Origin of the sequence: Nostoc sp. UHCC 0302 (genome assembly GCF_038096175.1) — a bacterium.
In the GTDB taxonomy this organism is placed as follows: Bacteria; Cyanobacteriota; Cyanobacteriia; order Cyanobacteriales; family Nostocaceae; genus UHCC-0302.
In genome coordinates this window covers 8259429-8284245 of record NZ_CP151099.1, presented here as the reverse complement: position 1 = coordinate 8284245, position 24817 = coordinate 8259429, and the positions used below count along the sequence as shown (strand labels likewise).

General features: G+C 39.6%; 18 protein-coding genes and 1 pseudogene. 9 read left to right on the top strand and 10 right to left on the bottom strand.

Going from position 1 to position 24817, the window contains the following annotated elements:
• Positions 1-1085 precede the first annotated feature (1085 nt).
• Complete coding sequence (locus WKK05_RS35825) at positions 1086-2027, bottom strand: IS982 family transposase (RefSeq protein ID WP_341525064.1); 942 nt, start codon at positions 2025-2027, stop codon at positions 1086-1088.
• A 114-nt stretch (positions 2028-2141) separates the two neighbouring features.
• Between WKK05_RS35825 and WKK05_RS35820 the strand changes: the two genes are divergently transcribed.
• Positions 2142-3395 carry an exonuclease SbcCD subunit D gene (locus WKK05_RS35820; RefSeq protein WP_341527700.1) on the top strand — a complete coding sequence of 418 codons (1254 nt, stop codon included), beginning with the start codon at positions 2142-2144 and terminating at the stop codon, positions 3393-3395.
• Between the two features lie 481 nt (positions 3396-3876).
• Here WKK05_RS35820 and WKK05_RS35815 read toward each other — a convergent pair whose 3' ends face one another.
• Positions 3877-4836, bottom strand: a complete 960-nt coding sequence (locus tag WKK05_RS35815; RefSeq protein ID WP_341527699.1) for a LysM peptidoglycan-binding domain-containing protein — start codon at positions 4834-4836, stop codon at positions 3877-3879.
• A 59-nt stretch (positions 4837-4895) separates the two neighbouring features.
• Here WKK05_RS35815 and WKK05_RS35810 point away from each other — a divergent pair, with 59 nt between their 5' ends.
• On the top strand, positions 4896-5426 hold the full coding sequence (locus WKK05_RS35810) for a CPBP family glutamic-type intramembrane protease (RefSeq protein WP_341527698.1): 531 nt from the start codon (positions 4896-4898) through the stop codon (positions 5424-5426).
• Positions 5427-5480: 54 nt separating this feature from the next.
• Here WKK05_RS35810 and WKK05_RS35805 read toward each other — a convergent pair whose 3' ends face one another.
• On the bottom strand, positions 5481-6599 hold the full coding sequence (locus WKK05_RS35805; RefSeq protein ID WP_341527697.1) for a hypothetical protein: 1119 nt from the start codon (positions 6597-6599) through the stop codon (positions 5481-5483).
• Positions 6600-6745: 146 nt separating this feature from the next.
• On the opposite strand from WKK05_RS35805, the gene WKK05_RS35800 reads away from it, so the two are divergent.
• Both WKK05_RS35800 and WKK05_RS35795 read left to right on the top strand, forming a co-directional pair.
• Entirely contained in the window at positions 6746-8242 is a 1497-nt protein-coding gene (locus tag WKK05_RS35800) for an NB-ARC domain-containing protein (protein ID WP_341527696.1), read from the top strand.
• A gap of 377 nt (positions 8243-8619) precedes the next feature.
• The gene (locus tag WKK05_RS35795) at positions 8620-10464 is read left to right on the top strand and encodes an APC family permease (protein ID WP_341527695.1); all 1845 of its coding nucleotides are present in this window, start codon (positions 8620-8622) and stop codon (positions 10462-10464) included.
• Positions 10465-10564: 100 nt separating this feature from the next.
• On the opposite strand, the pseudogene WKK05_RS35790 reads toward WKK05_RS35795, so the two are convergent.
• A pseudogene (locus tag WKK05_RS35790) lies at positions 10565-11465 on the bottom strand (IS982 family transposase).
• Positions 11466-12474: 1009 nt separating this feature from the next.
• Here WKK05_RS35790 and WKK05_RS35785 point away from each other — a divergent pair.
• The 3 genes from WKK05_RS35785 (at position 12475) to WKK05_RS35775 (ending at position 15173) form a co-directional block, all read left to right on the top strand.
• Entirely contained in the window at positions 12475-12816 is a 342-nt protein-coding gene (locus tag WKK05_RS35785; protein ID WP_341527694.1) for a PAS domain-containing protein, read from the top strand.
• Complete coding sequence (locus WKK05_RS35780; RefSeq protein WP_341527693.1) at positions 12758-14149, top strand: ATP-binding protein; 1392 nt, start codon at positions 12758-12760, stop codon at positions 14147-14149. Before WKK05_RS35785 ends, WKK05_RS35780 begins: the two co-directional genes overlap by 59 nt.
• A 241-nt stretch (positions 14150-14390) precedes the next feature.
• Entirely contained in the window at positions 14391-15173 is a 783-nt protein-coding gene (locus tag WKK05_RS35775) for an FHA domain-containing protein (RefSeq protein ID WP_341527692.1), read from the top strand.
• Between the two features lie 20 nt (positions 15174-15193).
• Here WKK05_RS35775 and dacB read toward each other — a convergent pair whose 3' ends face one another.
• Positions 15194-16666, bottom strand: coding sequence for a D-alanyl-D-alanine carboxypeptidase/D-alanyl-D-alanine-endopeptidase (gene dacB / locus WKK05_RS35770; RefSeq protein WP_341527691.1), 1473 nt, complete (start codon positions 16664-16666; stop codon positions 15194-15196).
• 146 nt (positions 16667-16812) lie between these two features.
• On the opposite strand from dacB, the gene WKK05_RS35765 reads away from it, so the two are divergent.
• Positions 16813-17430, top strand: coding sequence for a hypothetical protein (locus WKK05_RS35765; protein ID WP_341527690.1), 618 nt, complete (start codon positions 16813-16815; stop codon positions 17428-17430).
• Positions 17431-17667: 237 nt separating this feature from the next.
• On the opposite strand, the gene WKK05_RS35760 is transcribed toward WKK05_RS35765, so the two are convergent.
• From WKK05_RS35760 to WKK05_RS35745, 4 genes are all read right to left on the bottom strand, one after another.
• A complete protein-coding gene (locus WKK05_RS35760; RefSeq protein WP_341527689.1) occupies positions 17668-18144 on the bottom strand; it encodes a tellurite resistance TerB family protein in 477 nt (158 codons plus the stop codon).
• Positions 18145-18349: 205 nt separating this feature from the next.
• On the bottom strand, positions 18350-20263 hold the full coding sequence (gene ilvB, locus WKK05_RS35755; RefSeq protein ID WP_341527688.1) for a biosynthetic-type acetolactate synthase large subunit: 1914 nt from the start codon (positions 20261-20263) through the stop codon (positions 18350-18352).
• Between the two features lie 142 nt (positions 20264-20405).
• Entirely contained in the window at positions 20406-21668 is a 1263-nt protein-coding gene (locus WKK05_RS35750) for an MFS transporter (RefSeq protein ID WP_341527687.1), read from the bottom strand.
• A 191-nt stretch (positions 21669-21859) separates the two neighbouring features.
• Positions 21860-22432 carry a hypothetical protein gene (locus tag WKK05_RS35745; RefSeq protein WP_341527686.1) on the bottom strand — a complete coding sequence of 191 codons (573 nt, stop codon included), beginning with the start codon at positions 22430-22432 and terminating at the stop codon, positions 21860-21862.
• A 249-nt stretch (positions 22433-22681) separates the two neighbouring features.
• Here WKK05_RS35745 and WKK05_RS35740 point away from each other — a divergent pair, with 249 nt between their 5' ends.
• Positions 22682-23800, top strand: a complete 1119-nt coding sequence (locus WKK05_RS35740; RefSeq protein WP_341527685.1) for a ferrochelatase — start codon at positions 22682-22684, stop codon at positions 23798-23800.
• Between the two features lie 54 nt (positions 23801-23854).
• Here WKK05_RS35740 and WKK05_RS35735 read toward each other — a convergent pair whose 3' ends face one another.
• Positions 23855-24400 carry an NADPH-dependent FMN reductase gene (locus WKK05_RS35735; protein WP_341527684.1) on the bottom strand — a complete coding sequence of 182 codons (546 nt, stop codon included), beginning with the start codon at positions 24398-24400 and terminating at the stop codon, positions 23855-23857.
• Positions 24401-24817: the final 417 nt, after the last annotated feature.

Here is a 24817-nt window from a genome sequence, read left to right as displayed (position 1 = left end):
CCTGCTCTACGAGAGGCTGCGCCAACGGCATAGCTTCTCTACGAGACGCTAACGCGAACGCTTAGAGCGAGTCCTCTCCCCAAGGGAGACGCCAAGGCGTAGCTTGCTTCCCCGTAAGGGTACGAGCGTCAAGGGTTTCCCTACTTGAGCGGACTAGCGCTGTGTTACCGCTGAGAGTACCGCACCAAAACCGAATGGCACTAAGAAAAGGTCAAACCTCGTCAGGGCTCTTTGTTGGGGGTAGGGTTGCAGGTTTGTGTTTAAGACAATTAAATTTTAGTTGGGCGGCGGAGTTTAACATCTTCTTAATTCCCCACACCCCACACCCTCTCATCCAGTTATATCAAGGGTTTGTGCTTAACTTAGTGCCATTCCACCAAAACCTTCGGATAGTGCGTTAGCCTTTGGCATAACACACGCTACTGATGCAGGATTTGAGGTCATTAGATCATTTGTGTGTACACCGTAGCCTACAAGGAGAGAGGCTTAAAAACCTGATACTTACGTTGCTCCTTTCTTTCCGTTTCCAAGCTACGGTGTACATACAAGTCTGAAGTTGCTCAAGAATCTGGGTTTTACCCCACCCTAACCACCGCTTGAATTCAATAAACGACCACCCGAATTCAATAAACAACCACCCGAATTCAATAAACAACCACCCGAATTCAATAAACAACCACCCGAATTCAATAAACAACCACCCGAATTCAATAAACGACCACCCGAATTCAATAAACGACCACCCGAATTCAATAAACGACCACCCGAATTCAATAAACGACTACCCGAATTCAATAAACGACCACCCAAATTCAATAAACGACCACCCAAATTCAAGATACTGATTGCATGAATTCTCAAGACCTCACTTTAAACCTGATTAACTAAGGTTTTAGCTTTAGTTTTACCCCAACCTAACCATCACTGCGATTAAGTGGGTAATCTTTGGGATTTAAGAAGAAATTCGACTTGTGTGTACACGGTAGGTTTCCAAGAGGGAGGCGGGAAGAAGAGGTTTGTCGAACTCACGTTAAATTAAATCTGACGCCTCTTAACTACGAATTACGAATTACGCCTAATGTGAATTAAATAGGTTGAGACTGAAAAGTGAGAACATTGATGCCAAAACGGCGGCGAAGCAATAGACGTAGTGTGTGAGATGCAACTTTGGCAGCAATATGTACACAAAAGCCATCAACAGTTTTATTAAGTAGGCGTTCGGGATTACGGCCAGTATTTTGAATTTCGTGAAAAACACCTTCAACGCGTTGGCGAACACGACTAATAAAACGTTTCAAAGCATGAGAATGTTGAAGATGCTGGTTATCGCGCTTGTTTGTCCAGATACGATTACCAGTGCGGCGAGCGATGGCAGCTTGCCAGTCGGCAGAAATAAAGCCTTTATCTGCGTAAATATCGCTGTGCTGAACCATCTCTAAAACAGCATCAGCGGCAATTCTTTCATCAGTATTAGCAGGTACTATGTCATAAGCAACGGCAATTCCATTCCACGTTGATAGCATTACTAGCTTGTAGCCAAAATAACTCATTTCTCTAGCAGCACATCGACCAGGGGCAGCGTTTCCGGCAAAGTCACTATATCGCTTGTCTCGTTTGAGTCCTAATACTGGTAACGGTTTAGTATCGAGAAGGAAATATTTTTCACTTCCTTCAACCAATTGCTCTACCCAACTGCGGCGTAAGTTCTCTAACATCCCATCTAATTTGCGTAACCGCCGATTAAATTGACTCTGGTCGAGTAAATTTGGAAACCATTGCTTGTAATTTCCCCTGATGAAACCAAGAAATTGTGTTTCTCCGGGAAATGGTAGATAATCCATGACCAATGCTAGTGTCATGATTTCGCTATCACTCATTCTCGTCTTCGCACCCGGTTTTATCAAAGTTTCATTTTTTACTTGCTTTTGATACCAATCATCGACTACTACAAATATTGTTGTAATTAATGTTCCAAAGTCTATGCTAGTCATGGGGGAAGTCTGAGTTAAAAGTCTGGTAACTTTCATCTTCTTACTTCTCCCGCCTTTTTTTCTAATTCACATTAGGCGTGAATTGGTATTAGTTGTAATTAGTGATTAGTATTTAGACAAATGACTAATCACTAGGAACAAAGGACAAATATGGTTAAAATCCTCCACCTCTCCGATATTCATATGGGAAGCGGCTTTTCCCACGGGCGCATTAATCCCACCACAGGATTAAATACACGGCTGGAGGATTTTGTCAATACTCTTTCCCGATGTATCGATAAAGCCCTGTCAGGTGTTGTGGATATGGTCATATTCGGTGGCGATGCTTTTCCTGATGCTACACCGCCACCTTATGTCCAAGAAGCTTTTGCTAGCCAATTTCGTCGTCTCGTGGATGCGAATATTCCCACAGTCTTGTTAGTGGGCAACCACGACCAACATTCTCAAGGATTGGGAGGAGCAAGTTTAAATATTTACCGTACCTTGGGAGTACCGGGATTTGTTGTCGGTGACATATTAACCACCCACCACATTCAAACCCGTAATGGCAGTGTGCAAGTGATTACCCTCCCTTGGCTGACTCGTTCAACGCTCATGACTCGCCAAGAAACCGAAGGTTTGTCTTTGGCAGAAGTCAACCAACTGTTAACCGATCGCCTAGAAGTTGTTTTAGAAGGAGAAATTCGCCGTCTTGACCCCGATGTGCCAACTGTGCTTTTGGCTCACTTGATGGCTGATAATGCAACCTTGGGAGCAGAACGCTATTTGGCAGTGGGTAAAGGCTTTACTCTGCCTCTTTCTTTGCTAACGCGTCCCTGTTTTGATTATGTAGCGCTGGGACACGTTCACCGCCACCAGAACCTGAATAAATCTAACAACCCGCCAGTGATTTATCCAGGAAGCATTGAGCGGGTAGATTTTAGCGAAGAAAAAGAAGACAAAGGCTATGTGATGCTAGAACTGGAGCGGGGTAAGGTTGAGTGGGAATTTTGTCCCTTACCAGTTCGGACTTTCCGCACAATTGAGGTGGATGTCTCCAAAGCAGAAGATCCGCAAGCGGTGTTAATGAAAGCGATCGCTAAATATGATATTCAAGATGCTGTAGTGCGGCTAATTTACAAACTCCGCTCTGAGCAGATGGATTTAATTGATACAGCTTCTCTACATACTGCCTTAAGTGCAGCTCATACTTATACCATTCAAGCAGAATTGCTCAGTCAGTTAGCTCGACCCCGGATTCCCGAATTGAGTGCAAGTAGTAGCATTGACCCAATGGAAGCTTTAAAAACTTACTTGCATAATCGCGAAGACCTCAAAGATATCGCTGCATCAATGCTAGAAGCAGCACATAAATTGCTAGCAGATGATGTGGAGGTTTGGCTAGAAGGAGCTACGAATGAATAAGCTGGAAATGAATTGTACAATGTGCTTCGCATACTGAAACGCTTGACTCAACTGATAAGTGCTTGAAGCTTTAAGAGCGATCGCACAATTCATACTTTGATTCAGCAACGCCTAATTTTTTATTTATTAATAGAAGAAGGTATCGAAGTGTTAAGAGTAATTTCTGGAGCCAGAGACATTCAGAATCTTTTTAAGTAAATAATTTTGTTTATATTATGAGCATAGACAATCGCACTAGAAGTTAGCTTTAAGTAAAGAGAAATTCTCTGACTAATTTGCAATTAAAGAACTAGTTAGAGTAGTAAAAAGGCTGTAAGCGATCACTTGATTTTATCAACTACCATGAAGGGCGATCACACTACACCTAAACTATAAGCGATCGCTTAATTATATTTTTTGGAATTAGGAGCGATCGCTACATCTAGATTACAGTCAAAGTAGAGTCCATATTGCCCTTAAAATTGAATTACTATCACTTTGATCAAGGAATTACAATTTTTATTCCTGTCAGGATATTATGACAGTTTTTAATCTTATCTCGATTTGCTTTACAAATAATATCTGACTTTGTGCTATCTCCATAACACTTAAATGCTATATGCGTTAATGTATCACGAGGTTTGACTTTATAAGGGCTATGACACTTTCTTACTGGGCTAATGTCAGGCGGCAAAGGATTCACAGGCGTAAATGAAATAGGTGAGTTAATCATGTTAGTAATATTTGATTTTAGAATAATTACAATTATAATCATCAGAACAATACAAACAACACATTTATATTTGAATAACTTTTCTATAAAGTCATCTTTAATTTGTTGGCATTTAATATTATTTAAAAGTTTTTTTCTACTAGAGTAATACTTCTTTCGTAGTTTTTCAGGAAGATTAAATATACATAATTCCTCATCTAAATTTTCATTATTAAAAGAAATATGATATTTTTTAAAATTTCTAGATCGCCCTAAAAATAATATTGTACGAGATGTTTCATTATCAATATATTGGCGCCTCCATCGTTCAAATAATGGGAAAACTTGGTCAATTGGGTAAAAACTGAGGTCTCTAACTTGCAGAGATTGCCATTTTCCAGTTTTGCACCATCTAACCGCATTTTCACAGTTGCTGTCATGCCAGTCATACATAGGTTTTAAATTTACAAGTATTTTAGCGCGTGCCAAAACTATATTTTCAAGGTCAGGATTTGAAATATCAACAACATGTGTTTTTCTTACTTCATTTGCATATGTCGCAAAACGTTCCCAACGCGTTTTACGAAAAATACCTTTACTTATTTTTTTACCCACAAAATGATATACAAATAAAGTATTTTCCGCTACTATACCGTAATGTTTAACTCGTGGTTTTCCCAAAATATCAATGGTTTTTAGATAAACCACATCTCCAGGTTTTACTTCATTCCTTTCTTCTAGTGAATGCATATTGTTTGTAGGTTAGAGTATAATATAATCTAATAAAAATAAATTAACGAAATAAACAAATGAATACATTAATACTACGTATAGAGAAGGCAATTTTAACAATTCCTTCTCGTCAATCTTGGCTAGATTCAGCAATCCTATTACTATTATTTGCAGTAATTTCTTTGACTATAGGCTTTTATTTAAAATTTTTAAAGTTTGAATTGTTTCAACAATCATTATTAGAAGCAGCTAAGATAATAATAATTTCTATTTTTACGCCCGCAATAACAGAGGAATTATTTTTTCGTGTTTTACTACTTCCTCATTTGACAGAAAATGCTTCAATAAATGACCAGTGGCTATGGGGGTGTCTCAGCTTAGTAGGTTTTGTTATTTATCATCCTCTTGAAGCAATTACAGTATTTCCATCGGCATATCATACCTTTACTAATAAAGTTTTTTTGTTATTAGTAACATTCTTCGGAAGTTTATGTACAATTATATATTTTCAAACGGGTTCTTTATGGACATCAGTTTTTGTTCATTGGATAGTTGTAATAACTTGGTTACTATTATTAGGAGGATACAGTAAATTAAATACTCAGTAAATATATATGGTTCTTCAGTACTTGTTATGCTAAAAAATTATAGTAAAAATCAATCTAACTAGGAGAGTGCTGATTAATTTTATTAAAAGTATTTATAATTACAGGTATTATTTTTAATAATATTGGTATTAATAAAATTAAATTATTAATAGTAAATAATCTCCTTATACTTGGCGATACTGGCCAAGTAGGCATCCGCTCGTATGCGTGATATTTTTCGCTTAAATAAGATACTTTATATTTTATTAAGTTATGTTCTGGCTCATTTTTTGCATTTAAAAGCTCCGCTTTCATTGTTGTAATCGCATTACTTATTTGATCTGCACTCTTTAATGGTTTAGCTTCTGATTTCTTTGGATCGTTCAATAGATTGGCTTTGAAATTCCGCATCTGTTGATTAAAACTTACCATTGGTAAGATGAAAACAAGAGCTTCAACAATCATAGCTAATGGCAAAAGCAGTATTGCTTCGTCTTTCCATTGTGAGGTATCTTTAGGTATTGAAATACCATTTCTAGTTAATACTAATAATAACAACCACCAACCTGCTATAAAAAAAGCAGGCATGGATGCTATAACGAATTGAAAAAAATAAAAATCACCAACAGGTTTTAATCCAGCCGCACCATCAATGTGTTCTGGTTGTAAATTAAGAGTAATTTTTTCCTTTCTAAGGATAGATCCTAAAGTACCATAAGCAACCATAGTACCAAGAATACGACCAGTTAAATATGCAAGAAAAGTTTCAAAAATAATTAGAAGTATGTTCATAATTTTCAGTTCAAAACCCCTGATCCATGCAATAAATATTACTGTTCCTAGAATAGAACCACATATATTACTCAACTTATTTGCTCTTTTTTTTAAACTTTCTTGTAAATGATCCTCAGAATTAATAATTCCTCGATATAAAATTCTTTTAATAGTAATATTCATTTTTTCTGGAATATTTAATGAAACCTTAAAGACAATACCGAACACTACTACGGCTGTAATAAATAAGGGATCGTATTTCCATAAAGGCCATTGCTCTGGAGTTTCACGGGGAATATAAAAACTATATAAAAAACGAGCAACAACAGCATTTGCTAACAAAATATATAAGTATATATGGTTATTTTGAATTTTGCTCCATATAGATTTTAATTTTGTAGTTTTCAGAAAAATTTTCATTAATAAAGAAATTCTTAAAAGTTTAAATCTCAATCTATCAAACCTAGTGATATCCGCACAATACATATAAGTTCTTAAAAGTTCGCATAAAGTTCTGGTAAAATACTGATAAGTGCCTGACACTTAAATACACATGCTCGCACACTATGAACTTTAAGCAATGTCTAAAAGTGGCAGATGAAGCGGTCTTTACCAACGTCGGTAGACGGTTGAATTCCCCTGAAATTGCTATTTTACAAGGTTCTTGGCAAAGTCAGACCTATGAGAAGATTGCTAAAGACACAAGTTACTCGGTGAGCTATCTGAAGCGGACTGTAGCGCCAAAGTTGTGGAAAATACTGACCCAAGCTTTAAGTGAAGAGGTTAGCAAAACAAACTTCAAATCAGCACTTGAGCGCAGATGGCGAAAACAGGGAAGATGGGAAGGTTGGGAGCAAGAAAATAGGGGAGACAAATTAATCCCCTCATCCCCCTCATGTCTCAAAACAGACTGGGGAGAAGCAATTGATGTCTCTGCGTTCTACGGGCGTACAGATGAACTAGCAAAATTAGATAAATGGATTTTGAGCGATCGCTGCCGCCTAATCACTATATTAGGTATGGGTGGAATGGGAAAAACTGCTGTTGCAGCCAAATTAGCACAACAAGTCCAGTCTGAATTTGAGTATGTCATTTGGCGATCGCTACGCAATACTCCACCTATAGATGACACATTAGCAGACCTCATGCAATTTTTTTGTGTAGAGCAAAATGATTTACCAAAAACGCTAGACGCGAAAATTCTAAAATTGATGGCGGTTTTGCGAAATCATCGTTGTCTACTCATCTTAGACAATACCGAATCTATATTGCAAAGTGGTGATATTAGAAATAGTTATCGAGAAGGATATGAAGGTTATGGTCAGTTATTCCGTTGTATTGCAGAAACAACTAATCAAAGTTGTTTAGTACTGACTTCCCGTGAAAAACCCAAAGGTTTAGCAGCTAAGGAAGGGGAAAACTTACCAATTCGCTCCATCAGTCTGACAGGTCTGCAACTAGCAGAAGCACAAAATATTTTTCAACACAAAGGTAAGTTCACTGGCTCAAAACCTGAATGGGAATTGGTTATTAATCACTATGCTGGTAATCCCTTCGCCTTAAAAATAGTAGCTACAGGTATTCTAGAGGTTTTTGAGGGAAATATTTCTAAATTTGTAGAATATCGGAAGCGAGAAACATTAATTTTTAATGATATTCATGATATATTGCAAAAGCAATTCAATCGGTTGACAAATATAGAACAATCTGTGATGTACTGGCTAGCAATCAATCGAGAGCCAGGTTTTTTTGAAGAATTACAAGATGATTTGATTACTGAAAAGTCGGGGAGCGAATTATTAGAAGCTTTAGTCTCTTTGCATAGGCGATCGCTCATCGAAAAAATGTCTATGCAGTATATACAACAAGCTGTAGTAATGGAGTATGTTACAGAACGCTTCATTAACCTTTGTTGTGCAGAAATTTTTAAAGAAGAAACCATATTATTAAGAAGTCATGCACTCACCAAAATTACGACTAAGGATTATATCAGAGAAAGTCAGATCCGCTTAATTTTAGAACCACTTGTAACTCAAATCAATACAAAGCTTCACTCTCAATAAAATGTTGAATTAATGCCTCAAAACTCTACAAGCTGACCGACTATTATGAAGGTATGAATATTACAGGTGTTAAAGGTTTAATAGCAGCGTCTATTGCCATGTTGAAAGTATTATAAGCAGTAAAATGCTTAAAAGTGTCATAACGTGGTGTATAAATAATGGATTTGCCTATCGCATTTTGCACCTCAATATACTTTGATTCAGAAATTAGTGCGATCGCCACTTATGATTAACTAAGTATAAGTACTTAACCCAATCGATTGTAAAATTTCGAGTTAATGGCCTACTAATCTGCCAAAATTGCTATATTCCTTGCTTAGTGTTTAGTTAATTATCCAGTTGAGCAGGAGTAAAACCATTTGTCAGGTGGACTTTCTATGTCCCTCTACCCTCAGTTAAAGCAATTTTTACTTGGTAAATCATTACCAACAAGCGCTCATAGTGAAGAGCGATTGAGTAATGCCGCCGCCTTGGCAGTTCTTTCCTCAGATGCTCTCTCCTCCGTTGCTTATGCCACAGAAGAAATCCTGCTAGTTCTAGTAGCGGCGGGAAGTGGCGCTCTCGGTTTGTCTTTGCCAATTGCTGTGGCAATTATCATCCTGCTAGGAATAGTTGTACTTTCCTATCGACAAACCATTCGCGCTTATCCTCAAGGTGGTGGCTCTTACATTGTTGCCAGAGAAAACCTCGGTCTGTATCCAGGTCTGATAGCAGGCGGTTCGCTGATGATTGATTATATATTGACAGTCACTGTCAGTATATCTGCGGGTACAGCCGCCCTGACCTCAGCAGTGCCATCACTACGACCCTTTACAGTCAGCCTTTGCTTGATTTTTATTTTCCTAATAATGCTGGCAAATCTTAGGGGCGTCAAGGAATCAGGCAAGATATTTATGATTCCTACATATGCATTTATTGTCAGCATTTTTGTGTTGATTGCCCTTGGTTTATTCAAAAAAGCAACTGGCCATATTGCTGATGAATACCCCGTCCTTCCTGTCACCGAAGGACTGAGTTTATTTTTCGTTTTGCGTGCCTTTTCTGCTGGATGTACAGCATTGACGGGAGTAGAAGCAATCTCTGATGGAGTTTTAGCTTTTAAGCAACCAGAATGGAAAAATGCTCGCCTCACATTGCTCTATTTGGGAGTAATTTTAGGGCTGATGTTTGTGGGAATTACATATTTAGTAAACATTTATCACATTGTCCCAGAAGAGGGACAAACTGTGGTTTCTCTTTTGGGAAGGCAGATTTTGAATGGTAGTTATTTACACTACTTCTATTTCTTTATCCAAGTTGTGACATTGTTGGTTTTGCTTTTAGCTGCTAATACAAGCTATGCAGACTTTCCCAGACTTTGTTACTTTTTGGCACGAGATGGATTTTTGCCACGGCAGTTGTCGCTATTGGGCGATCGCTTAGTCTACTCAAACGGTATTATTCTCCTAAGCCTCTGCGCTGCAATTTTAGTCGTTATCTTCAAAGGACAAGTTAACGCCGTTATTCCGCTTTACGCAGTGGGTGTCTTCACGTCCTTCACCCTCTCCCAAGCCGGGATGGTACGTCGCTGGTTTCACGAAAAGACAGGTGGTTGGCAGGCCAGTGCTTTGATGAATGGTTTGGGAGCCATTGCTACAGCGGTTGTGTTGGTCGTCATCGTCTCCACTAAGTTCCTTTTAGGAGCTTGGTTAGTCGTGGTGGCAATTCCTTTGGTAGTCGCTCTATTTTTAGCTATTCGCCGTCACTATGAATACGTAGCCGAACGGTTAAGTATTCAAGGAATGCCACCTCGAAGTTATATTCCTAGACCACAACCAACAGTTGTTACTCATCCAGCAGTGGTAGTGGTAGGACAACTTAACAGAGGAACAGTAGAAGCTTTGGATTATGCACGGACAATTGCCGATGAAATTGTCGCAGTTCACGTAGATATTGCTTCTACAGACCGAGAAAAATTCCTAGAAAAATGGCGACAATTAGAGTCAGATATTCCTTTAGAAATTATCGACTCACCTTATCGCTCTGTAATTGGGCCACTTGTTGATTTTGTCAGTCAGTTTGAGGAACATCATCCAGATGTTTTCACAACTATCATTATTCCTGCTTTTGTGACTCGCAATTGGTGGGATAGTCTTTTGCATAACCAAACAACTCTGTTCTTAAAAACAGCTTTAAGGGCTAAAAAGAGTCGAGTTGTGACTACTGTGAGATATTACCTGTAATCCAGGTTGGCAAAAATTCTATATCTGGCTTAAAAACCAATTTTTCGCCATAAATGTAGAGACGTTGCAGTACAACGTCTCTACATAACCTGAGTTCGGGTTAAGCAGATTGAGGTAAAAGCCATTCCATTTGAAGGCTGGGTTTGTTAGGTTGATGGCAATAAGCGATTAATCCGCACAGAACGTTAACGCAGAAATTAACGGGGCTTCGGTGTCTAGAATGTTCGATTTGAGAAATATTCTTAAGTTGATCGTTAATAGTCTCAATAATGGAGCGTTTACGGGATAAGAGCTTATCATGGAGATGCATCAAATAGTTTTTCATGTTGCGACGGGGTTTGGCAAAAAATTTAATGTCGAACTCTTGCAAAAGTTGAGAAGCCAGTTTTTGAGAGACATATCCGCGATACCTTCGGTAAGCTTCGCTAACGCCAAATATTTTGCCAAACAGATCACTGAGGAAATCGGGAACTGGTTGACGGTCATCAATATTACCAGGAGTAAGAACCACATTTAAGAGTTGACCAAGTTCATTGACGACTTTTATGTTGCTTAAACCCGAAAAACCAATCCACAGAAGTCTTTCCACGAACTGCTAAACCTTCAAAAACCTTATGCCGAGAAATCCGACGATTATGGCAGACCTTCAGACATGTTGAATCGATAAAACCGATACCCGTACACCGTCCAAAACAATGCTTCAGGTAAACGCACAAAGGTATCAAGGTTGATGGTATCCATTCAATGAATCGTTGATAACTCGGCAGTCCCGGAAAAGCACAACTCCATTGCTGTTTGACATGATTCAAATAAAAATGCTTGAAATTCCGGTAGTGATTTTGATGAAATGCAATCAGTATCGTCATTATTTCACTCAAACACAGACTTCTAGCCCGAATCCGTCTTATTCCTCGATGTACCAACAGCTTTTTGTGCCATTGGCTTTCAAACGCCTTACAAAAATCATCTACATGGCAGAACAAAAATTCTAAACTAAACATAGGACAGGTGCTGGATTTGACGTTATTTTCAGCTTACTACCTGTCCCTTTCCTTATCCCGAACTCAGGTTATTTACGTATTTGCTAATAGAGATAATTATGCAAACACAGACAGAAAAACGCTTTTACACCCGTGAAGAATATTTGGCACTAGAAGAAGCCGCTGAATCCAAAAGCGAATACATGGTAAATGGGTATTGACTGAATATGAATCATCTGATGCATTGTTAACATTAGCTTCTATAAATTTCCAAATTTCGTTCAGTAATATTTATGAAATGCTCAATTTTGAGACTAGTGAAGTTTAAAGCATCAGTCTCAACTTCAGCAAATACCGAAATTTTAACAGTTTCTATATTTATCTAATAAGTATTTTCCCTGATTAATATAATGTGAGTTCGACAGTTTTAAAAAACCCCTCTCTTGAAAAGCTTTGAAAACTGCAAAGCATCTATGCCGAAAGTCGGCGTTCAACACCAGTGACGCTCCTGCGTCGCTAACGCCCAAGTTGGGAAACCCGCCCAAGCCAAGCGACTAGCTCAACTTTTCGCTCTCCAAACCTTTCCTCTACAAGGAGATAGGCTTCAAAAGCTTGATTTTTCATTAGTAGATATTTAAGCCCCTCTCCGCGTCGGAGAGGTCAAAAAAGACTTGTTGAACTCACGTTTATAAGAAACAAGTGAGTGTAAATGCTTATTTTTGAAGCTAGCGTAACACTTCTTATCTTAAATTTAAAAGATAGATGTTTACTTTGAAGTTTTTTAGGGAAATCTATATTTAATAGAAAATTAAGTAAACAGCAAGCTAGTCTATTTAGTCCACCAGACTGAGAGGTTAGGACTTCTGTAGTTTATAAAATTTAAAATTAATTTTGCAGCTTTAATAACTATTAAATATTATCTCTTAGGGGTAGAAAATGTCTAATTTTAATGGCTAATAAAGCTTTATCAAACAAATTAACTGATCAGTAGTTCTCTTTTAAAAATAAAGCATAACAGCGGTATATAAATATGATGCAACAAACTAAGTCTGAGTACCAACAAGCAGAAGAACAATATTCCCGATTCTTCTCACTTTCTATAGATTTACTTTGTATTGCTAATTTTGATGGTTATTTTAAGCATTTAAATCCAGTATGGACAAAAACGCTTGGTTGGTCACAGCAGGAACTATTTGCTAAACCCTTTCTAAAATTTATTCACCCTGAAGACCAAGAATCTACCATTATAGCAGCCCAAAAACTTGTAAATTCCGAAGATGCGATTTGTTTTGAAAACCGCTATCTTTGCAGTGATGGATCTTACAAATGGCTTAGATATTATCTTAGATACTGCTGTCAGCGAAATTCGTAGCTTATTGCAAATTGACCGTTGTTACTTTCTTTGTTACTTACCACATCCATCTCAACCAAATATTAGCATCACCCATGAAGCACGCAACCCTAATTTACCGACTTTACTAGGCACTATTCCGCTACAAAAAAGTACTTTTTTGACTAAAACACTTCTAAATCAAGAGGTAATTTGCATTGATGATATTAATAGTAAGTCACACCTAGATGATGAAATGCAAGAACTCTTGATGGAGTTTGGTATCACTTCTCAACTACTACTACCAGTTAAGAGCAATTCAGGAGAAATTGGGGCAATTGTTTGTAGTCATGGTAGTGGCGATCGCGTTTGGACTAACAGTGAAATTACTCTGCTGCAAGCTGTAACAGATCAACTAGCGATCGCAATCGACCACGCTCAAATTTATACTCAAAGTCGTGCTGCTACTTTAGCAGCCCAAACTCACGCAGAAAAACTCACCGAAGCCTTGCATAAGTTGCAAGAAACTCAATCTCAATTAATTCAACAGGAAAAAATGTCTAGCTTGGGACAATTAGTGGCTGGAGTTGCTCATGAAATCAATAATCCAGTAAATTTTATTCATGGCAACTTGACTTATGCTAAAGAATACTTTCAAGAATTGATAAAGCTACTATACCTTTATCAGCAACACTATCCTACTCCTAAGCCAGAAATCCAGGATTTTTCTGAAGAAATTGATTTAGATTTTATTACTAGTGACCTTTCTAAACTTCTCTCTTCGATGAACATGGGTACTAATCGTATCCGTGAGATTGTTCTTAGTTTGCGAAATTTCTCCCGTCACGATGAAGCAGAGAAAAAGTTAGTTGACATTCACGAAGGAATTGAAAATACGCTGTTAATTTTGCACCATCGCTGGAAAAATAGTGGTATTGGATTAGATATATCTGTTATTAAAGAATACGCGGCTTTACCCTTAGTAGATTGTTATCCTGGGCAACTCAATCAAGTATTCATGAATATTTTGACTAATGCGATTGATGCTTTAGAAGAATCAATTGTCAGTAGGCAGTCGTTAGATGTTAATACAAAAACAACTGAAAAACCACAGATTCGGATTTGTACTGAAGTTTTAGACAGTAATTTTGTTCTCATACGGATTGCCGACAATGGAATAGGAATGCCCGAAGAAGTTAGAACACGGCTATTTGATCCATTTTTCACCACAAAGCCAGTCGGCAAAGGTACAGGATTAGGACTGTCTATTAGTTATCAAATAGTAGTAGAAAGACATGGTGGAATTCTGAAGTGTGTATCAGAATTAGGAAAAGGCACAGAATTCTCGATTCAAATTCCCCTTGAATCCAATTAAATTTTAGGTGCGATTGGCTTCACGCAAAGCTCAGTGTAGGAGGCAATCGCACTTTTTCACGGTAGTTGTGGTGTTATCCCATTTCCAAAAATCTTTGCAACACATGAATAATCTGTATAGACTTACATATGTATGCGTATACTTTGAGAAATCGTGTCGAGACTTACTCTGATTTTGTTATTGTAAAAGATATTACCCCAATACAAATAAAAGTAGGGAATTGCTCCTCAAAAAACAAGCCATGCAAAATTTAAATACATTTAACAATACAGGGCTGAGTTTAGAGCTATTTCATGTCCAGACAAATACTTCTTTTGAGCTACCACTAAATCTTACCGTGTTCCACCTCGGTAAGCCAAATGAACAAATTCCACCAGATATTGATATTTCTAGCTTACCAGATGCTGATGTGGTGTCTCGAATTCATGCACAAATTCAAATACACCCAGACAGTTACTTTATTCAAGACTTGGGAAGCTCTAATGGAACATTTCTTAACAACAGTAGGCTAGAATCTAATATTCCTTATCAGTTGAATTTAGGAGACACAATAGAGCTAGGTCAAGGAGGTAAAGTAACATTTATATTTCAAAATAAACCTCAAAATCAACAAAGTCTGCTCTCTACCTCAAATCCTACAACGTTTCAATCTCCAATTACTGCCAACAGTAGACATTCAGTAAATAAGACAAGCAAGCTTGCAGGTTTGGCTTTGATGTTAGCAGCCATCGTAATTTTAGCTTCTAGCATTCAAGTTGGTATTTTATTTCGTATTCCTGGTCTTCTGTTATGCATTGCTGGAGTTTTCCTATTTTTTCAAAGACGGATAAATCCAAATTTAGGATGGGTTTTGATAGGGCTAGGAATTATAGTGATAGCTTTTACAGGTAATGTATTTGCCTCAGTTAATTTTTTAGTATTTTTGGCATCATCTGCTTTATTCTTTGCTGGATATCAACTTTTTGATACTGGGAAAATCTTAAATTATGATTTGCGATCGCTCCAGGGTTTAGTTAAAAAATAACTTAAAATATTCTAAGAATATTAACAACGCTTTAACTGCGTTAATAATACAACAACTTCATCCATTCCTTGCCGCACAACTGTTGCTGGTTGTTCAGTTTGATTTACAAGAATACTGAAAACCAACGGCTCATAATTAGGCGCATTTACATATCCAGATAGAGAAACCACACCTGTCATTGTGCCTGTTTTGGCTTGCACAATCCCCTCAGCAGGTGTGTTGCGAAAGCGATTTTTGAGAGTTCCGCTTTTCCCCGCCACAGGTAAAGATGCGCGATATAAAGATGCTGCTGGTGTTCTTGCTATTCCCCGCAAAGTCTGCACAAATGCTTCTGGAGTGACTAAATCGCGACGTGATAACCCAGAACCATCCACTAAAACGTAACTTGCTGAATCAACTCCCAATTGAGTTAAACTTGCTTTGACGATTTCTAAACCTGCATCAACGCTTTTCTGATTTTGCACTATAGGTTTTTTCACAGCTAATGCTCTCAGTAGTGCTTCAGCATATAAATTATTACTATTTACATTTGTCTCTATTAATAATTCAGATAAAGGTAGTGATTCTACTGCTGCTATTTCTTGTAGATTAGTACCACCAGAAGCTACTAAAGTTTGTCCCAAATTAATTTTTTCTGTTGTCAAAACAGTACGGAAACGTCTTAAAAAGTAATAATTAGGATCAACTACAGGCAAAGTTAATAAATATGGTTCAGAATTTGCTGCTAATTGTCCTTGGATTCGCAATACTGTTCCCGATAAATCGCGACTATAATTAATGTTAGTTGGCTGATTTTGTGCAACTGTTACCGTTTGATTAATTGTCTGCCATTGTTTGGCCTCATTAGTATCAGTCCATACTACTTGAGAAAGTTTACCCACAATTTGCGGCACAAGTTTTAAACTGAAAATATTTTGATTCAAAATAAAACTACTGACTGGTGCGCCATAATCTGACTGCACATCTTCCCATTGCCAAGTAGGGTTAACAATATCTCCTTGAATATAACTATCATCGGCAATCAACTGCTTAATTTGAGTGATACCTTTTTGTCTCAACTGCTTTGCTAATGCTTGCAACTGAGTATCATTTAAGCTGGGGTCTCCTCTACCGACAACGCGCAAAACCCCGTTGCTATTTTGATAAATAGAAGTGCGAAAACGAAAATTTGCCCCCAATTGCTGTAAGGCCGCAGCTGTTGTTAATAACTTGGCATTAGAAGCTGGAGTAAAGTATTTTTGAGCATCTCGATTGTAGAGAGTTTGCGTATTTGTCAGGGGTTGCACCAAAATACCCCAGCGCGATCGCCTAAATATAGGACGATTAATTACAGCATCTATAGCTGTACCTAATTGGCTGGGGCAAATTGATTTTGTGGTAGTCGCTGGTATAACTTGGTTTTGAGCTTTAACAACTCTAGAACTAAATGCTATTTGGATAGACAAAAATAGCAACAAAAAACTCAGTGGTTTGTTGAATATCTTAAATCTCACTAATACTCCTCACGCCTATAATCGGTTTTCTCACCTTGACCTAAACTTCTTCCCTGAGATAGAAGTCAATAGATGCAGTTACTTAATTAAATCATCGAAAGGTGAACAAACCTGCATTTATAGAAATATAAAATAGAGGCAACGGTGTGAGTACATTCCTGTCTGGTGTGGCTGTATTACTGTCTAGTTTGGCTTTAGTGTGTGGTGGTTATGCAGCTTACGAAGTTTTTACACTGCGGCAGACCCTAAATACTACTAATATTAGCACGGGAAATGTTACTGCCCCCGCTTCCAATTCTACCGAAAAACCAATTTCAGCAGAACCAATAACGTCTACATCGCCAGCAAAATCCACGTCAGAAACAGCTACTACTTCAGCAATTCAGCCTGGTCAATTTGTACAACCTGCTTTTGGCAATAAAGCAGAGGTAGAGTTACTTTCAGCAAAGCGGATTAAAGATCCAGCATCTGGAAATCGTGATGTGGTGAATGTCCAAATGCGTATCCGTCGCCTTGCAACGGAAAGAGTTGGCGGTGGTGACATTATATCGGTTGCGGGTACAACAGCGCGGAATCCCGAAACTAGCGAAGCCTATAAAGGAGTTGCTTTGGATCGTTCAACAGGAAGCGTTTCTTTGTTTCAATTACGTCCAAAAGCCTCAGCTGATGCCTATATTTGGGTAAGGGTTCCTGATGGTGTTAATAAATTGGACATTTTTGTGCCTGATACAGCTGCATTTAAAAATGTACCAATTTCTAACTAAAGAATATTGAGTTTGTATTAATCTTCGATGCAACTTGAGTTTATACTTTAGCTGGTTGCTGGGTACTCACATTGATGATACTCAGCAACAGCGTTATTAAGTCAAGAGAAATTTTCCGGCTCATCACATAGTTTTAAAAACTATTTGACGATCGCACCTTGGGATGGTGCTTTTTTAACGCAAGTTTGATGGCAGTAAATTGATGGTGTTAGCTGAGTACCTTGCAATTCAAATGGATTATGCTTCTGCCTCTTCTTCGTATTCTTCTTCTTCCTCCTCGCCGAACACTGCGTCTATGAGTTCTTGCGCTCGTTCGTCTGAAATCTTCAAGGCTTGTTGAAGCTCGGATATATAGTCCTGTTCACTTTCGGGTACTTCTTCATCAATCCCCACCACCAAGATAGCGGTAACGTATGCGGCTTCGCGATAATCTTCGTCGGGTAAAGATGCGATCGCCTGCTCAATTACAACTTCAGGTTCTTCTTCTTCTAATAAGCTGACGACCTTCTGTGTCAATTCTTCAAAATCTTCATCAGAATAATCTTCAAATTGAGAAACTGCTCCTAGAAGTTCACTTAAAGCGTATTGTTCTTCTATAGTGATGCCTTCATCATCAGCAGCTGCGGAAAAAAGTCCAATAACGGCGATCGCAACTTCTGGTTCTAAAGCAACTGAACTAGTACTACGTCCTCTGGGCAACTTGCGTTTAGACATAATTATCCTTTAAAAATTCCGTAATGGTTGAGGAAGCAATTTTTTGCAATTTATTCAGCTTCCTAGATTCAGGATTCCCAAAAGAATGGCGAAAAACACATTAGCTATTGCTTGTTTTTATGAATCTTTGTATCAAAAAAAAAGCAGAGGTGTTTATCCTCTGCATATATAGTTAATTTAATTTGCCTTTCTAAATCAAAAAGATTTACAGCTTCGTACCACACTCAGCACAGAAGTTATGGCTGGGAAGATTTTTAGTACCGCAGTGGCTGCAATAAACTGGTTCTGCTGCGGCTTTCGGTGCTTGTTTAGGCAAGCCGATCATTTGAGCGTTGCTCTTGCCAGGAGCTACCATTGGATAGCAGTTTTCGTCTCTGGTGACTCGGACATCAACTATTACTGGACAGTCAGATGCTAGCATTTCGGCGATCGCATCTTTCAACTGGCCGCGATCGCGAATCACCATACCCTTAATTCCATAGGCTTTGGCCAACAGCTCTACGTCTGGCATCCCTACCTCCATGTTTGAGCATGAGTAACGTTCGCCGTAGAAGGCTTGTTGCCACTGGCGTACCATTCCCTGCCAACCGTTGTTGAGAATTAAAGTCTTGACATTTATCCCGTACTGTGCTAGCGTTCCCAGCTCTTGTAAACACATTTGGAAACTAGCATCACCGCTGATACAGATGACTTCTTCATCAGGAAACGCTACTTTAGCGCCCATTGCGGCTGGTACCCCGAAACCCATCGTTCCTAAACCTGCACTGGAAATCCAGCGTCTTGGGCCATTTTTCAGGAACTGTGCTGCCCACATTTGATGTTGTCCGACATCTGTGGTGTAGTAAGCGTGGGGTGCTTGGTTAGCGACTTCTACGATGACTTCTTGGGGTGAAATACTGTCGGCATGGTGCGGCACTATTAAAGGATAATCTTCCCGCCAACGGTTAATCAAATTCAACCATTCTTGGTTTTGATTAGGCGTACCCTTGACGCCTAGTTCCTTGCATCGACGCAATAAGTCAACCAACACATTCCGCACATCGCCAACAATAGGCACTTCAGGAATGCGGTTTTTGCCAACTTCTGCTGGGTCAATGTCGATGTGAATTACTTTGGCGCGGGAGGCGAATTCGTCTAACTTGCCTGTAACGCGGTCATCAAATCTTGCACCAACGCAAATGAGCAAATCACAATCACTGACGGCGAAGTTGGCGTAGGCTGTGCCGTGCATCCCCAACATTCCTAAAGCTAGGGGATGATGTTCGTCAAAAGCACCGATCCCCATCAACGTTGTGGTGACAGGAATATTGAATAACTCAGCTAGTTGCTTGATTTCTGGGTGAGCATTTGCAGCGATCGCACCCCCGCCGACATACAATAGCGGACGGCGACTTTCGCCAATCAACTGAATCGCTGCATTGATTTGCCGTGGATTCCCTTTGACCGTAGGACGATAGCCGCGTAACTTCGCCGAACCCGGTTTTACAGCCACATAGTCAAATTCTTCTAAAGCCACGTCCTTGGGGACATCAATCAATACTGGCCCTGGACGCCCTGTGCTAGCAATGTGGAAGGCTTCAGCCACAATCCGCGCCATATCTCTGGGATCACGCACTACATACGAGTGCTTGACAATCGGTAGCGTAATCCCATATATATCGGTTTCTTGAAAGGCATCCGTACCAATCGACGGACGTGCTACTTGTCCCGTGACCACAATCATTGGTATCGAATCCATGTAGGCTGTGGCGATACCTGTGACTAAGTTAGTTGCTCCTGGGCCAGAAGTACCAAAGCATACCCCTACCTTTCCAGTAGCGCGGGCATAACCATCCGCGGCATGAGCTGCACCTTGTTCGTGCCTTACCAAAATGTGCTTAATACCACCAGCTGCTTCCACCTTGTACAGGTCGTCGTAAATTGGCAGAATCGCCCCACCAGGATACCCAAAAATGTACTCAACGCCGTGGCGCTGGAGGCTATCAAGCAGAGCAAAACCGCCAGATGCGCGTTTGGGCGTCACGACTGGCGGGTTAGAAATATGGGACTGTTTGTGATTCTCGGTTTCTAGGTGACTTGGAGAAAGCGAATCTCCTACGGAGACACTGTGTGAACGCACGGTCAAACCTCAGACTATAGCTAAAGTTAATGCTCAAATTCTGTAGTTAAGATTTCATTTTAATTGAAAACTCTAATCAAAATTCTTATTTAGGCTTTTATTTTAAATTAAATATTAAGGATAGATTACCATCCTATAGTGGTTAAATTACGTCTTGCAAGACTCGACGAGTATTTTGCCAAGCCCAAACACCTATAACAACAACGACAATACTCATTGCTATAAGTACAGTCCGCAAACCCAGAACATCCGTTAATGGGCCAGTAATTGCCAAAGGTACTGACAGGGCAATGTTAACGGCATGATTTTGAAAGCCAAACACTTTACCATGCATTGTTGGTGGTGTTTGCTGTTGAATCAAAGTTTGCATCGGTACGCCAATGAGGGCAGCACCTATACCTAAAAATGCACAGAGACCTAGAGCCAGTAACAAGTTGTGGGTAAAAGTGAACACCCCTAAAACTACTGCCATCAGCAGAAATCCAATTAAAGGTAAGGGCTTGTGATGCAATTTATCACCCCAGTGACCTATAATTGCCGCACCAAGCACCATCCCCACCCCTGCTGCTGCTAAGAAAAAGCCAAACTGTTTTTCTTTTAAACCAAACTCCTCCGCTAATTGAATCGCCAGCACTGTTAACGCGGCAAACACTGAATACAAAGTTGTCAGTTGCAGCATGGCATTCAAGACCAAACGATTTTTCTTGAGATAGCGCATACTATCTTTGAATTCAGTCCAAGGATTATTTGCTGCTCGTCCCTCGTCTCTGATTCTGCGTTCTTTAAAATTAATCGGCTGCATAATTACACCCGAAAGCAGATATAATGCTCCAACTACAATCTCCTGACCATATTCCTCTCCCATCAAACTTTTTGCCAAACTCAATATTGGCTCTCCCACAGCAAAGCCAACAATTAAAGCTCCCATCATTGTGCTGCTAAATAAAGCATTGGCTGCCATTAGACACTCTCGCCTCACCAACAGAGGAATGGCTGCTTGCTCAGCTGGAGCAAAAAATTGCGTCACTGTAGAAACAGCAAAAGTTAGAATCAACAGAATCACGAACTCTCGTGGTAAGAGAGGAAGACACAGAATCAATAGCCCACGGACAATATCTGAGCCAACCATAATCAGCTTTTTTGGCAAGCGGTCAACAAAGATACCACCCGCAGAACCGAATAAAATCGCTGGTATTGTAAATGCCACCATCAAAGTTGAGTACATTGAGTTTTGTGCCAACCCTGGAGGAGGTGGGTAGTTCTCCAGCAGAGCAATCATCAAAACAAAGAAGACTTTATCTGCTAATTGGGACACCAGTTGCCCAATCCACAGGAGCATAAAACCACGGTTTTTCAGTAGCTTGCCAAACCCGTTATTAGCGGCAGCAGGTTCAGTTGGAAACATTAGATACTTGGGGATAGTGACTAGGGTAGATGGCGAGGGGAGGAGTGGGGGAGTGGGGGAGTGGGGGAGTGGGGGAGTGGAGGAGTGGGGGAAGTAATATAACAATGTTCACAATTATTCTCCTTCCTCTTCCTATCTCCCCTTCTCCCCCTCCTCTTTCTCACTCCTGCTTACTAAGTCTGTTTTCCGGACTAATTTGCTTCATAGCGCTTTAACAGCATATGCAAAAATTCAGTTGCTGTCAGATGACCTTTGGGTGGAAAAATTCCAAACTTTGAATCTACCCAGCAACCTTGTACAATTTGAGGCGATCGCCACATCGATAAATGCTCGACTGCTGGTTCTGCATAAAAGTTATTTTGCCCACTACCAAGCAAAGAAGAACTCCAATGAGTGAAATAATCATGGCTCATTCGGTGAATCGGGAAATTACCCGACAGTGGCACTCCCCATCCATCTATAGCAATAAATGCTTTGACATAACCGCCTAAGAGTTGCCACAAATACGCCGCTCCTATTGCCCCGACTACACCAGCACTAAAGCTAATGAATAAGACTGCTGATTCTAGCTTATCGCCCCAGCGATCGCGCAAAAACTGCAAGATGTGAAATGCCGATACAGCCTCAAAATCCTTGCCTGGAAAAATTAGAATATCTTCTGGATTTTGACTGATTAAACTATCAGAAACTTGAGCTAAACACTCTGACATAAAGCTTTGGGTTAATCTTGAGTCATGGATTCCAGGGCAAATAACAATCCTCATCCGTTTTTTATTTAGTAGCTTTAGTTAATTATTAAACAATTATTAAAGATGACACAAATCAGTTACTGGGAAATAGTTTCTTAATCACTACCTAAATAGTAATAACCGCAGTATGTCTTTTGATGTATTATTTTCATTTTTTACCCGTCCTATCCCCCCGGATGGGATAGGATGTTACGAGTATGAGTAAGGGAAATAATCAAGCTATTCCCGAATTCTCTTTAGTTTGGTTAGATTGAGGAACTCACTGTGGTAGCCACGCCAGAAAAACTACAACATAATCACGAGCATCTATCAGGTCAAGACCGTGTAGCTGTACTGCTCATGGGCTATGGTGAAGTCGAAAGCTACGAAGATTTTGCCAACTATAACGAACAGGCTTTAAATCTACTTACAGCAAAATTTGCACCAGTGCCAACCTGGATTTATCCACCATTGGCAAGACTTTTGGCGTTATTTGATCGCCATGAGTGGGGACACACACATCATGATTTTATCTCTCCACACAACGCCATCTTTGAAAAGCAGCGGGCTGGAATTGAGAAGCTTTTACAAGAAAAATGGGGTAATGGTGTCCAAGTTTTCAAAGCTTTCAACTTCTGCGCCCCTTTCTTGCCCAAGCAAGTTTTAACAGAAATCAAAGACCAAGGGTTTGACAAAATTCTAATTTACCCACTGCTGGTTGTTGATTCTATCTTTACTAGTGGAATTGCGATCGAGCAAGTTAACAATGCTTTAGCCGAGTTGACTGATGGTGAAGAACATTGGGTTAAAGCACAACGTTACATTCCTTCTTTCTTCAACGAACCAGCCTACATCGATTTGATGGCTCATTTGGTTGAGGATAAAATTAACGCTGATTTGGCCACAGCTTACCTACCTTCCCAAATTGGCATTGTGCTAATGAACCACGGTTGTCCCCACAAAGCCAAAGGATTTACCTCTGGGATTACTGAAAGTCAAGCACTATACGATTTGGTACGGGATAAGTTAATTAACCGTTATCCTTTAATCTCCGTAGGTTGGCTCAACCACGATACACCCCTAATTGAGTGGACGCTGCCAAACGCACAACAAGCAGCACAAAACCTCATTCAATTGGGCGCAAAAGTATTGATATTTATGCCAATTGGTTTTGCCACAGAAAACCACGAAACTCTACTGGATGTACATCACATCATCCATGCTTTGGAGAAGAAACATCCTGATGTGGACTACGTGCAAATGGCGTGCGTTAACGACCATCCAGAATTCTTAGCAATGGCAGCCCAATGGGCGGATGCTCATATTGCTGAATTGAAGAGTGAGCAAGGAGCGACAGTTAATCCTCAGCTAACTGGACATCATCACCACCATCATCACCATTAAAAGTGAGGAGTTGTGAATTGTGGGGTGGGCAAAGTTTTGCCTACCCTACATTTTTTAATTAACTCCTCGCAGCTTGCGAGTGTTATCAACTAAACTTTGAGCAAACTCATCGAACCTTTGGGAGAGTTTCTCATCTGTTAGCTTCCCTTCAGGATTGAAAGCACCCCAAGCTTGTCCAATGGCAATTTGTTCAGGAATTACCCAACCATGTACCCAACGCATAATCAGCCGTAAGTCGTTGAGCGCATTACTATTAGATTGGCCCCCTAAAACACTAATCAATCCCGTCACTTTACCAGACAGTTCATTAAAGCTCATCAAATCAAGGGCGTTTTTAATGACACCGCTAACGCTCCCATGATACTCAGGTGTCGCTAAAATTAATCCATCGGCGCGAGTAACAGTATCTTGCAATCGCTGAACATCTGGATACTCTGGATACTCTTTTGCGCCAGTGCAAAACGGTAGTTGCAATTGCCGTAAATCAAGAATTTCTACTTCTGCACCGAGGGCTTCTATCCTTTGGGCTGCAACCTGCAAAGCAATCTGGGTATAGGAGTTAGGTCTTAAACTACCACCAATGCCAACAATTCTCACCATAATAATTCACCCATAAACTACTAGCTAGCTAAATATTACCAAGATTTCTTAAAAAATGAAGTCATTACGACTATGGCTATTTTAGCGATTTGTATCGTAATGTGTCAAATTAGAGTTTCCATAAATTTTGAATATATGCTTCCACAGACTTTTCACCTACAATAAGGGGATGAAAAAGTCTTTCCCCTAAACCCTTATATCCATTTTCAAGACAGGGAAAATTTTGTCACAATAGTTACTAAACATTCAGCCTATTAATGAGTGCAATATTAGGCTGACTTGGTTGTCATCTGACTGGGGAGTAAAATTATCCAACCTAATCGAGTTGATGCTAGAGCCAGAAGAGACTTGGGAATGCTTTTATATGGAAGTTAGACTAGATAAGAAAACTGTAATTTCCAGTTATTGCGATTTTTG